The sequence below is a fragment of the Nocardia sp. NPDC058497 genome, from assembly GCF_042720195.1.
Classification (GTDB): Bacteria; Actinomycetota; Actinomycetes; order Mycobacteriales; family Mycobacteriaceae; genus Nocardia.
This window is the reverse complement of the sequence record NZ_JBHXMY010000142.1, coordinates 1-12,221: the sequence shown is the minus strand read 5'-3', so window position 1 is coordinate 12,221 and position 12,221 is coordinate 1. Positions and strand designations below refer to the sequence as shown.

General features: G+C 67.9%; 10 protein-coding genes and 1 pseudogene. 8 read left to right on the top strand and 3 right to left on the bottom strand.

Annotation, left to right across the window (positions count from 1 at the left end):
• Positions 1 to 117 precede the first annotated feature (117 nt).
• The 3 genes and pseudogenes from ACFWPJ_RS12595 to ACFWPJ_RS12585 form a co-directional block, all read right to left on the bottom strand.
• Positions 118 to 417: a WXG100 family type VII secretion target gene (locus ACFWPJ_RS12595; RefSeq protein WP_378850218.1), complete on the bottom strand. Its 300-nt coding sequence runs from the start codon at positions 415 to 417 to the stop codon at positions 118 to 120.
• 4 nt (positions 418 to 421) lie between these two features.
• Positions 422 to 760, bottom strand: a complete 339-nt coding sequence (locus tag ACFWPJ_RS12590) for a WXG100 family type VII secretion target (protein ID WP_378850216.1) — start codon at positions 758 to 760, stop codon at positions 422 to 424.
• Between the two features lie 395 nt (positions 761 to 1,155).
• Positions 1,156 to 1,701 (bottom strand): annotated as a pseudogene (locus ACFWPJ_RS12585) (TetR/AcrR family transcriptional regulator); the annotation flags it as partial.
• Between the two features lie 137 nt (positions 1,702 to 1,838).
• On the opposite strand from ACFWPJ_RS12585, the gene ACFWPJ_RS12580 reads away from it, so the two are divergent.
• From ACFWPJ_RS12580 to ACFWPJ_RS12545, 8 genes are all read left to right on the top strand, one after another.
• Positions 1,839 to 3,446 carry a carboxyl transferase domain-containing protein gene (locus tag ACFWPJ_RS12580; protein ID WP_378850214.1) on the top strand — a complete coding sequence of 536 codons (1,608 nt, stop codon included), beginning with the start codon at positions 1,839 to 1,841 and terminating at the stop codon, positions 3,444 to 3,446.
• Between the two features lie 5 nt (positions 3,447 to 3,451).
• Positions 3,452 to 5,518 (top strand): acetyl/propionyl/methylcrotonyl-CoA carboxylase subunit alpha, encoded by a 2,067-nt coding sequence (locus tag ACFWPJ_RS12575; protein ID WP_378850211.1) that lies wholly within the window; start codon positions 3,452 to 3,454, stop codon positions 5,516 to 5,518.
• Positions 5,515 to 6,675: an acyl-CoA dehydrogenase family protein gene (locus ACFWPJ_RS12570; protein ID WP_357342683.1), complete on the top strand. Its 1,161-nt coding sequence runs from the start codon at positions 5,515 to 5,517 to the stop codon at positions 6,673 to 6,675. The genes ACFWPJ_RS12575 and ACFWPJ_RS12570 overlap by 4 nt, the downstream gene beginning before the upstream one ends.
• Positions 6,672 to 7,148 carry a MaoC family dehydratase gene (locus ACFWPJ_RS12565; protein ID WP_378850207.1) on the top strand — a complete coding sequence of 159 codons (477 nt, stop codon included), beginning with the start codon at positions 6,672 to 6,674 and terminating at the stop codon, positions 7,146 to 7,148. Before ACFWPJ_RS12570 ends, ACFWPJ_RS12565 begins: the two co-directional genes overlap by 4 nt.
• A 71-nt stretch (positions 7,149 to 7,219) precedes the next feature.
• Positions 7,220 to 8,050 (top strand): HpcH/HpaI aldolase/citrate lyase family protein, encoded by an 831-nt coding sequence (locus tag ACFWPJ_RS12560; protein ID WP_378850204.1) that lies wholly within the window; start codon positions 7,220 to 7,222, stop codon positions 8,048 to 8,050.
• Between the two features lie 71 nt (positions 8,051 to 8,121).
• Positions 8,122 to 10,065 carry an acetoacetate--CoA ligase gene (locus ACFWPJ_RS12555; protein WP_378850201.1) on the top strand — a complete coding sequence of 648 codons (1,944 nt, stop codon included), beginning with the start codon at positions 8,122 to 8,124 and terminating at the stop codon, positions 10,063 to 10,065.
• A 139-nt stretch (positions 10,066 to 10,204) separates the two neighbouring features.
• Entirely contained in the window at positions 10,205 to 11,371 is a 1,167-nt protein-coding gene (locus ACFWPJ_RS12550; protein ID WP_378850198.1) for a TetR/AcrR family transcriptional regulator, read from the top strand.
• Positions 11,372 to 11,436: 65 nt separating this feature from the next.
• Positions 11,437 to 12,221: DUF1254 domain-containing protein (locus ACFWPJ_RS12545; RefSeq protein WP_378850195.1), on the top strand; the 785-nt coding region annotated here is incomplete at its 3' end.

Genomic DNA, 12,221 nt, shown 5'->3' with positions numbered 1-12,221 from the left:
CCACTGCACAGAGTCCGCCAGATCGAAACACGTAGTCGCTGAGTCGTAATAGATATTCCATTCAATCTTCACGAAGATACTCCCGACTCAGTACACTATCGCCATAGAAGCAGACTCTTAACTACCCAACATTTTCGAGTTCGTCGCAGCGGCTTCCGTATAATTGAAATGGGCCGCCCGTGCATTCGCTTCAACATCGGCAAGTTGTTCACGCACTTCAGCAACTCCCGCTAAACACGTACGGTGCGCAATCGCGTACGCACTCGCTGTCGCACCGCTCCAGTCGCTAGCAAGCTGCGCAGCTCTTTGCTCTAGGGCCTCAATATTTTGAGCGACGAACTCCTTATATCCCCTTATTCGGATGGTTACTTCATCAAGGTGGTCCAAGTCCACATCGAAACCTTCATTTGCGGCCATACTGTCAATCCATTGATAGCTCGGGAATGTTCAAGGAGCGCAACCCGGAAGAGTTCGACAGATCTACTTCCTGAAAACTCGCGGCAGTAATTCCCAATTTCTCAGCTAGGGCGAATAGAGCTTCCCAAACCTGGGCCGCCCCAGAGCAGAGCTCGTTCCAATCAGTCGCATACGAGTCGGCAGCACTGCCTCGCCAAGTAGCCATAAGCCCGGTGACCTCACGGTCGACAGTTGAAGACCCCGACTTGAGATCGTTCGCGATGCCAAATACGAAGCGGCCAAACTCCTGCACGTTGACCGAGTTGACATCAAGGACACCAGTCTCCGGTACGACTCCAGCCATATACTGTCCCCCATTCATGTTGCGCCACAACGAATGTACCAAACGCGACGCAGTGGTGGCCGGGTAGACCTCGATTTTTCGTGGGGGTGTGTGCTGATCTGCGCCGCGCCGTCGGGATGACGGTGGTGCTGACGGAACATTCCGGTGACGACGAGATTATTGCTGTCGTGGCGCCGATGCCGGACACGAGCGGATCACCGTCATCACTGCTGACCGGGAGCCGCGTCACGAAGTTCGGCCCCGATACGGCAGGTCCGGCCTGACCGCACAAACAGCTGCGCCGATCAGCGACGCTGGTCGTCTACGAGGTCGGTGACAGTGCCGCTGATACGGACGGGATCCGATGCGGGCTGTTTACGTTTGCGGGCACGAGCCATCCGCGACGGCGCCTGCGCCAAGGCCGCCAATGCCATCTGGCGCAGGACAGGGCGGGCCTTGGTGGCACTGGCCGGGGTCGCGCTGTGCGGGGTGGAGTTGATCAGGCCGAAAGCCGCGTGGGCCTGGACGCGGGCGGTGTCCTCGGCCAGGCCGGGGTGCACTTCACGTAGTACCTGCACCCACACCTCGACGTACTGGCGCTGGGTGCGGCGCAAGGTGCGGCGGTCGGCGGCGGGGACGTTGTCGAGGTCGCGGTCCTGGATGCGGATGAGCTCGGGGTCGTCGAAGGCGAAGTCGAGGTGGAAATCGACCAGGCCTTCCAGCGCCTCGTCCGGGGAGGACGCCGCCGCGACGACAGCCTGACCGCCGGCGAGCAGCCGCTCACTGACGCCGACGAGGAGTTCGACGAGCAGGGCCTCTTTGTTCGCGAAGTGCCGGTAGACGGCCGGACCGCTGATGCCGACCGCCGCGCCGAGGTCGTCGAGGCGGACGCCGAAGAATCCGCGATCGGCGATCAGCCGGGCGCCCGCGTCGAGCAACTGCTCCCGACGCTGGGCTTTCATCAGTTCGCGCCGGGTCACCGGGGCGGGCTCGAGTGTGGCCAACCTCGACTCCCTTCCACCGGGTCTGGACAACTTGGTTAGTCAAGATTAACCTGAATTTCAGTTATTGGCGATTAACCGGATGGCAGGATGACGTGATGACGGTTACGCACGACCTCGACAACGGCACCGCCGCCGCGACGAGCAACCGGGACGCGCACCGCGAGCTGGTCGACGAGCTGCGGCAGCGACTGGCCACGACCGCGCTCGGCGGTCCGCAGAAGTCCCGTGAGCGGCACGCGGCCAGGGGCAAGCTGCTCCCCCGGGAGCGGGTCGACCAGCTGCTCGACCCAGGCAGCCCGTTCCTCGAACTGTCCCCGCTGGCGGGTAACGGCATGTACGGCGACGAGTGCCCCGGCGCCGGCGTGATCGCGGGCATCGGCCGCATCGCGGGCCGCGAGTGCCTGGTCCTGGCCAACGACGCGACCGTCAAGGGCGGCACGTACTACCCGATCTCGGTGAAGAAGCACCTGCGCGCGCAGGAGGTGGCCGCGCAGAACAACCTGCCGTGCGTGTATCTGGTGGACTCCGGCGGCGCCTTCCTGCCGCACCAGGACGAGGTGTTCCCCGACCGCGAGCACTTCGGCCGCATCTTCTACAACCAGGCGAACATGAGCGCCAAGGGCATCGCCCAGATCGCGGCGGTGATGGGTTCGTGCACCGCCGGTGGCGCCTACGTGCCCGCCATGGCCGACGAGGCCGTTATCGTGCGCGATCAGGGCACCATCTTCCTCGGCGGCCCGCCGCTGGTGAAGGCCGCGACCGGTGAGGTGGTCACGGCCGAGGAGCTCGGCGGCGGCCTGCTGCACTCGCGGACCTCCGGCGTCACCGACCACCTGGCCTCCGACGACCGCGACGCGCTGCGCATCGTCCGCGATATCGTCGCCACCCTGGGCCCGCGCCCCGAGGCGCCGTGGGAGGTGCTGCCCAGCACCCCGCCCGCCAAGCCGGAGGACGAGCTCTACGACGTGGTCCCGGTCGACCCGCGCACGCCGTACGACGTGCGCGAGGTGATCGACCGGATCGTCGACGGCGAGGCCGGATTCCACGAGTTCAAGGCCGAATACGGCAAGACCCTGGTCACCGGCTTCGCCCGCATCCACGGCCACCCGGTCGGCATCGTCGCCAACAACGGCGTGCTGTTCGCCGAATCCGCCATGAAGGGCGCGCATTTCATCGAACTGTGCGACAAGCGCAAGATCCCGCTGCTGTTCCTGCAGAACATCACCGGCTTCATGGTCGGGCGCGACTACGAGGCGGGCGGCATCGCCAAGCACGGCGCGAAGATGGTCACCGCGGTGGCGTGCGCGCGGGTGCCGAAGCTGACCGTGGTGATCGGCGGCTCCTACGGCGCGGGCAACTACTCCATGTGCGGGCGCGCGTATTCGCCGCGCTTCCTGTGGATGTGGCCGAACGCGCGGATCTCGGTGATGGGCGGCGAACAGGCCGCCTCGGTGCTGTCGACCGTGCGCGGCGACCAGCTCGACAGCGCGGGCAAGCCGTGGTCGGAAGAGGATCAGGAGGCCTTCAAGGCGCCGATCCGGGAGCAGTACGAGACCCAAGGCAACCCCTACTACGCGACCGCGCGGATCTGGGACGACGGCGTCATCGCGCCCACCGACACCAGAACCGCGCTCGGACTTGCCCTCTCGGTGTGCGCGCAAGCGCCGCTCGAGCCCGTTTCCTACGGCGTCTTCCGGATGTGAGAGACATGCTGAACAAATCCCTGCCCGTCGAATTCGACACCGTCCTGGTCGCCAATCGCGGCGAGATCGCGGTGCGCGTCATCAAGACCTTGCGCGCCATGGGTATTCGCTCGGTCGCGGTGTACAGCGACGCCGATGCCGACGCCCGCCATGTGCGTGAGGCCGATGTGGCGGTGCGGCTCGGGCCCGCGCCCGCGCGCGAGAGCTACCTGTCGATCGAGAAGGTCGTCGATGCCGCCCTGCGCTCCGGCGCCCAGGCCGTGCACCCCGGTTATGGCTTCCTGTCGGAGAATTCGGCGTTCGCGGCCGCGCTGGCCGACGCCGATATCGTCTTCCTCGGACCGCCCGCCAAGGCGATCGAGGTGATGGGCGACAAGATCACCGCCAAGAAGACCGTCACCGCGTTCGGCGTTCCGGTGGTTCCCGGCATCGCCGAACCCGGTCTCACCGACGAGCAATTGATCATCGCCGCCGCCGAAGTCGGCTATCCGGTGCTGGTGAAGCCGTCGGCCGGTGGTGGCGGCAAGGGCATGCGCCGGGTCGATCGGGCCGAGGACCTGCCCGCCGCGCTGGTCAGCGCGCGACGGGAGGCGGGCGCGTCCTTCGGTGACGACACCCTGTTCCTGGAGCGGTTCGTCACCCGGCCACGCCACATCGAGGTGCAGGTCCTGGCCGACAAGTTCGGCAATGTCGTGCACCTGGGCGAACGCGAATGCAGCTTGCAGCGCAGGCATCAGAAGGTGATCGAGGAAGCGCCCTCGCCGCTGCTCGACGCCGCCACCAGAGCCCGCATCGGCACCGCCGCCTGCAATACCGCGCGCAGCGTCGACTATGTCGGCGCGGGCACGGTGGAGTTCATCGTCTCCGCCGACCGGCCCGACGAGTTCTTCTTCATGGAGATGAACACCCGGCTGCAGGTGGAGCATCCGGTGACCGAGATGGTCACCGGCGTCGACCTGGTGGAATGCCAGGTGCGTGTCGCCGCCGGTCAGAAACTGGCGCGGACGCAGGAAGATAACCACCTCGTCGGGCATGCGATCGAAGCACGCGTCTACGCCGAGGACCCGGGTCGCGGCTTCCTGCCCACCGGTGGCACGGTGCTCGCTCTCGCCGAGCCGAACGGCCCTGGCGTGCGGGTGGATTCGGGCCTGTCCGAGGGAACGGTGGTCGGTAGCGACTACGACCCGATGCTGTCGAAGGTGATCGCCCACGGCACCACGCGCGCCGACGCGCTCGCCGCACTGGACCGCGCGCTCGAACAGACCGTGCTGCTCGGTCTCACGAGCAATGTCGAGTTCCTGCGTTTCCTGCTCGCCGACGACGATGTCCAGGCAGGCCGCCTCGACACCGCCCTGCTCGACCGCCGGGTGTCCGACTTCCGGCCCGCCGCCGTCACCGACGACGAATTCATCGCCGCCGCGGCGTATCACTGGCTGCGCCGGTGGCCGAGCACGGGCGGCGGTGACCCGTGGTCCGTGCCGTCGGGCTGGCGGCTCGGCACACCGGCGCCGACCGCGATCCGGCTGGCGGGGGGCGATCAGGTCCGCCACGTCTTCATCACGGGCACACCGGAATCCGCGAACGTCCGGCTGGAAACCGATGACACCGCGCGGCCGGGCGCGCACACCGACGAGTCCGACACCCGCTCACTCGCGGCCGCGCTGCTCGACGGCCGTCTCACCCTCACCGTGGGCGGACTCCGGCGCGTGCATCGCGTCGCCGAGGCCGACGGTCAGCTGTGGGTGAGCGGCGACGGCAGCATCGCCGTGCTGCGCGAGGTCGCCGAGAAGAGCGTGCGTGGCGACGCGGCGCACATCGGCGACGCCGAAATCCGCAGTCCTATGCCGGGTTCGGTGATCGCCGCGCCGGTCGCCGACGGCGCGACCGTCGAGGTCGGCGACCCGGTGATCGTCATCGAGGCCATGAAGATGGAGCACGCGCTCACCGCGCCCGTCGCGGGCACCGTCGAACTCCTGGCGCAGCCGGGCACCCAGGTGAAGCTGGACCAGGTGCTGGTCCGCGTCATCGCCCATCCCACCGAAACCGCTGTCGCGGAAGGAACCAACGCATGACCGACTACCTGTCCACCGGATCGCTGCCGGACGAATACCGCCAGCTCGCCCTCACCGTGCGCGACTTCGCCCAGCAGGTCGTCGCGCCGGTCTCGGCGAAACACGATGCCGAGCACAGCTTCCCGTACGAAGTCGTCGCCGGCATGGCCGATATGGGCCTGTTCGGCCTGCCGTTCCCCGAGGAGTTCGGCGGCATGGGCGGCGACTACTTCGCCCTGTGCCTGGCACTCGAGGAACTCGGCAAGGTCGACCAGAGCGTGGCCATCACCCTCGAGGCGGGCGTCTCGCTGGGCGCGATGCCGATCTACCGCTTCGGCGACGACAAGCAGAAGACCGAATGGCTGCCCCAGCTCACCAGCGGGCGGGCGCTGGCCGGTTTCGGCCTCACCGAACCCGACGCGGGCAGCGACGCGGGCGGCACCCGCACCACCGCGGTGGAAGACGGCGAGAGCTGGGTGATCAACGGCGCCAAGCAGTTCATCACCAACTCCGGCACCGACATCACCCGCCTGGTCACGGTCACCGCGGTCACCGGGCAGACCGGCGGCAAGAAGGAGATCTCCACCATCTTGGTGCCGACCTCCACCCCCGGTTTCGTCGCCGAACCGGCCTACAACAAGGTCGGCTGGAACGCCTCCGACACCCACCCGCTGAGCTTCACCGATGTGCGGGTGCCGAAGGAGAACCTGCTCGGCGAGCGCGGTCGCGGCTACGCCAACTTCCTGCGCATCCTCGACGAGGGCCGCATCGCCATCGCCGCGCTCGCGGTGGGCGCCGCGCAGGGCTGCGTCGACGAGAGCGTGCGCTACGCCGGCGAGCGCCAGGCGTTCGGGCAGGCCATCGGCCGCAACCAGGCCATCGCGTTCAAGATCGCCCGGATGGAGGCGCGAGCCCACGTCGCGCGCACCGCCTACTACGACGCGGCGGCGCTGATGCTGGCGGGCAAGCCGTTCAAGAAGGCCGCCTCGATCGCCAAGATGGTCGCCAGCGAGGCCGCGATGGACAACGCGCGCGACGCCACGCAGATCTTCGGCGGCAACGGATTCATGAACGAGTACCCCGTGTCCAGGCACTACCGTGACAGCAAGATCCTGGAAATCGGTGAGGGCACGACGGAGGTGCAGCTGATGCTGATCGCACGGGAGCTGGGTCTGTGACGCGACGGGTCGTTCAGCGGGGGTTGTGGTTCGAGGAGTTCGAGATCGGGACAATCTACGAGCACCGGCCCGGTCGCACCATCACCGAGGCCGACAATGTCCTGTTCACCACGCTGACCATGAACACCCAGGCGCTGCACCTGGACGCGGCCTTCGCCGACGCGCAGCCGCCGTTCAACCAGCGGCTGGTGAACTCGATGTTCACGCTGTCCACGCTGGTCGGCCTGTCGGTCGCCCAGCTCACCCAGGGCACCCTGGTGGCCAATCTCGGTTTCTCCGAGATGTCGCTACCCGCGCCGCTGTTCCACGGCGACACGATGTACGCCGAAACGCTGGTCACCGACAAGCGGGAGTCCAAGAGCCGTCCGGGTGAGGGCATCGTGAGCCTCACCCACACCGCGCGCAATCAGGACGGCGTGATCGTGGCCAAGGCGGTCCGGCAGACCCTGGTCAGGAAGGCGCCCGCGGCATGAGCGGGCAGCGCCCGGAGGAACTGCCGTGCCGCACCATCCCCGGGCGCCCCGGCCCGCCGAAAGGACACAGCATGACGATGACGGGAGACAGCGTGAGCGCCTGGGAGCCGAGCGGACCGGCCTGGCTGTTCTGCCCGGCCGACCGTCCCGAGCGCTTCGCCAAGGCCGCCGCGGTGGCCGATGTGGTGATCCTCGATCTCGAGGACGGTGTCGCCGCGGGTGACAAGGCCGCAGCCAGGAAGGCCCTGATCGAGACCCCACTCGACCCGCAGCACACCGTGATTCGCGTCAACGCCGCCGACACCGACGAGTACGCGGCCGACCTGGCCGCCCTCGCGCAGACCGCCTACCGGCGCGTCATGCTGCCCAAATGCGAATCGGCCGAACAGGTTCGGAGCCTCGCGGGCTATGAGGTGATTGTGCTGGTCGAGTCGCCGCTGGGTGCGGTGCGGGTGGCCGAGTCGGTCGCGGCCGAGAACGCGATCGGCGTGATGTGGGGTGCCGAGGATCTGGTCGCCGGTCTGGGCGGCAATTCCAGCAGGCATGCCGACGGCAGCTACCGCGATGTCGCGCGGCACGTGCGTTCGGCGAGTCTGCTGGCAGCCAAGGCCTTCGGCCGGTTCGCGCTGGATTCGGTGTTCCTGAACATCAAGGATCTGGAAGGGCTGGCGGTCGAGACGCTCGATGCGGTCGCTGTCGGCTTCGATGCCAAGGTGGCCATTCACCCGAGTCAGGTGGCGGTGATCCGCGAGGGATACGCGCCCGATCCGGAGGAGATCGATTGGGCGCGTCGCGTTCTCGCCGAGGTGCCCAACCATCGTGGCGTCTTCGCGTTCGAAGGCCGCATGGTCGACGCTCCGGTGCTGCGGCACGCCGAGCAGATCGTCCGCCGGGCCCGCTGAGTACATCCCGGCGCGCCGGGTAACCATTCGCCGGGGACCCCGGTTACGTGCAATCCAGAGGAGGACATCCGGTGCAACCGCAATGGGAGCCGAACGCCCAGGACATCGCGTCGGCACGGATCACCGACTTCGCTGCCTTCGTCGGCGCCAGGACCGGCGAGACCTACCCCGACTACCAGGCACTGTGGCAGTGGTCGGTCGACGATATCGCCGGGTTCTGGCAGGCACTGTGGGACTACTTCGAACTCGGTGAGACCGCCGGTGCGGTGCTCGGCTCGCGGGAGATGCCCGGCGCGCAGTGGTTCCCCGGCACCCGGCTGAACTATGTCGACCAGATCATCCGGATGGCCCAGTTCGGCCGCCCCGCGATCATCGCACTGCACGAGGACGCCGAGCCGCGGGAGATCGCCTGGTCCGAATTGATCGAGCAGGTCACCGTTTTCGCGCGAACGCTGCGTGAGCAGGGCGTCGAAGCGGGCGACCGGGTGATCGGCTACCTGCCGAATATCCCGGAGACCATCGTCGCCTTCCTCGCCACCGCGAGCATCGGCGCGGTGTGGAGCGCGTGCGGGCAGGACTACTCGGCCAAGGCGGCCCTGGACCGGCTCGGCCAGCTCGAGCCGACCGTGCTGGTGACCGCCGACGGCTACCGGTTCGGCGGTAAGCAGCACGACAAGCGCGCCGACATCGCCGCACTGCAGGACGGTCTGCCCAGCTTGCGCGCCACCGTCGCGGTGTCGCAGCTCGGCCTCGACGTGCCGGACAGCGTGGCATGGTCCGACGCCGTCGCCGAGGTCGGTCTCGGCGTCATCGAAACCGCCGCGGTCGATTTCGATCATCCGCTGTGGATCGTGTTCTCCTCCGGCACCACCGGCCTGCCCAAGGGCATCGTGCACGGGCACGGCGGTGTGCTGCTCGAACATCTGAAAGCCGTTGCGCTGCAGTCCGATATCGGGCCCGATGATGTCTTCTTCTGGTACACCAGCCCCAGCTGGATGATGTGGAACTTCCAGGTGGCCGGGCTGCTGGCGGGCGCGACGATCGTCACCTACGACGGCAGCCCGGCCGCGGGCGCGCCGGACGCGCTGTGGCGCCTCGCCGCTCAGGTGCGCGCCACCGTCCTCGGTACCAGTCCCGGCTATGTCCTCGGCTGCATCAAGGCGGGCTCGGTGCCGCGCGCCGATCATGATCTGTCTGCCCTGCGCACCGTCGGTATCACCGGCTCGGCGCTGCCGGTGTCGAGTGCGCTGTGGCTGAACGAGAACGCGGGCGAGCACGTGCAGGTGAACTCGATCAGCGGCGGCACCGACGTGGTGTCGGCCTTCATCGGCGGCGTGCCCACCGTGCCGGTCTGGCCCGGCGAGCTGTCGGCGCCGTATCTCGGTGTCGCCCTCGACGCCTTCGACGAGCAGGGCGCACCGGTGCGCGGCGAGGTCGGCGAGCTGGTGGTGACCGAGCCGATGCCGTCGATGCCGGTCAGCTTCTGGCGCGACGAGGACGGAAAGCGTTACCACGACGCCTATTTCGACACCTACCCCGGCGTGTGGCGGCACGGCGACTGGATCACCCTGACCGAGCGCGGCAGCGTCGTCGTGCACGGCCGCTCAGACTCCACCCTCAACCGGCACGGCATCCGGATGGGCAGCGCCGACATCTACCAGGTCGTCGAACAGTTCCCGGAGATCGCCGAGGCCTTGGTGATCGGCGCCGAACAACCCGACGGCGGCTACTGGATGCCCCTGTTCGTCGTCCTCGCCCCCGGCGCCGAACTCACCGACGACCTGAAAATCCGCCTCGCCACCGCGATCCGCACCGAGGTCTCCCCCCGCCACGTCCCCGACGAGATCCGCGAGGCCCCCGGCATCCCCCACACCAGAACCGGCAAGAAACTGGAAGTCCCGATCAAGAAACTCTTCCAGGGCGCCGACCCCGCCCGCGTAGTCGAACGCAGCGCCGTCGACGACCCGGCACTGCTGGACTGGTACGCGCAAATCACCCTGCCCCAGAAACTCTGAGAGCTCGCTACGGACGCCCGCGAAGGGCGGTGCCTGATCACCCGCAAGGCCCTCGGACACGCTGCAATACACTTCGCGTATGAATGTCGGCGAGTCTCGTGGAGCGCGTGGATCGGTAGTCGGCGGGGCGAAGGATGGTGTGCGGCGGCGGCCGAAGAATCGGCGTGCGCAGATCGCGGCCAGCTCGGCGGTGGCATTCGGCGCCGCCGGGTATCACGGGGTGAGCATGGAGGACATCGCGGCCGGGTTGGGCATCAGCTCGGCCGCGCTGTACCGGCACTACCCGAGCAAGTACGCGCTGTTCCGGGAGGAGCTGCTGCGCGTCGGGCAGGCCTTCACCGCCTCGATCGCCGCATCCGTTGACGCGACACCGACCGCGGCGGAACGGTTGCGGCACATGCTGACCGGGCTCGTCGGCGCGACGATGGAGAACCGGGCGACGGTCACGCTGGTGCGCTGGGAAGGCCGCTATCTGGAACCTGCCGACCGGCTGGTGCTCGACGAGCAGCGCGCCTGCGTGCAGGTCGCCCTCGACGAGCAGCTGGCCGTGCTGCGCCCCGAGCTGACCGCACCGGATCTGCGGATGCTGTCCACCGCGATGTTCGGCGTGATCACCAGCATCGCCGACCATCACGCCGCCCTACCCGCCCGCACGCTGAACCGGCTGCTCGGCGAGGCCTGCCTCGCAATGGCTGAGAGCGGATTGCCGCCCGCGGCAACGATTTCGGAGCAGCCGACCCAGGTCGAGATCCCGGATTCGTTCAAACACGAACTGCTGCTGCGTAAAGCGGTCGAACTGTTTCACGAACGCGGCTACCCGAACGTCAGCGTCGAAGACATCGCCTCGGCCGCCGGCCTGTCGGCCGCCTCGGCGGTCTACCGCTTCTACCGTGGCAAGAGTGACATCCTCGCCGCCGCCTTCCGCCGCGCGGCGGACCGCGTCTCCGGCGCGATCGGCCCCGCCGTCGCGAACACCACCGACAGCGGCACGGCCCTCGATGTCCTGATCGGCCAGTTCGTCACCGACACCTTCGACGAACGCGCACTCGCCGTCGTCTACTACGCCGAATTCGGGCACGTCCCCGCCGAGGAACGCGCGGTCCTGCGCAATATCCAGCGCCTGAGCGTCCAGGAATGGGCTCGCCTGGTCCGCGAGGAACGCCCCCAGCTCTCCGCCGCCGAGTCCCGTTTCCTGGTCCACGCTGCCTTCGCCATGGTCATCGACCTAGGCCAGGCCTTCGCGGGCAACCCCATCGCCTGCCGCGCCCGAGTCGCCTACCTCATGCGCCGAGTCCTACTCGGCTGACCTGCGGATTTCACCCTCTGCGTGTGAGGTGGGGTGGGGTGGGGGCGGTTTATGGTGGCCGTCAGATGCGCTCGAACGGAGAGTGGATGGATGGTCTCGCGGGTGAATACGGTGGACTGAGCAGGCGTGGGCTGCTCGGGCTCGGTGCGGCGGGTGTGGTGGCCGCGGCGCTGCCCGGTTGCGGGGGTGACAAGCCGGCGCTGGAGCCAAGGCGGACCACCGGGCCGCCGGATGTTCTCGCGCTCGCCATCGACGCCTACGTCTTCGGCTATCCGATGATCATGCTGGACATGGTCCGGGCGGCGAGCGGGCCGACGAACACCATCGATCACAGCGGGCTGTCCGATCCGCTCGATCGCGGCGTCGCCCGGCTCAGCCGCGAAATGGTCTATTCGCGGGCCTGGCTCAACCTCGGCGACGAGCCGCTGGTGCTGCAGATACCGGGGATGGAACCCGGCCGGTACTGGCTGATTCAGGTGCTCGACGGGTGGGGCAACACCGTGCACGATCTGAGCAGCGAAGATCCACGCACCTCCGCCGACGGCGAAGGGCCGCCCTACACCTATGTCATCACCGGACCGCAGTGGTCTGGAACGATGCCCGCGCGCACCACCCGATTGGACATGCCCGCGACGACGTCGACGATCGTGGGCCGCATCCAGATCAACGGATCGGAGGACGCGCCCCGGGTGAGCGGTATCCAGCAGCAGATCAAGCTGATCCCGTTGAGTGCCTGGCAGCGCGGCGAGTTCGACGGCACCGTGAGCCGCGTGCACCCGATCGACCGTGGTCCGGAACCGCCGGTGAAGCGGATCGCGGCACAGGACGGCCCCGCCCCACACAATCGCCA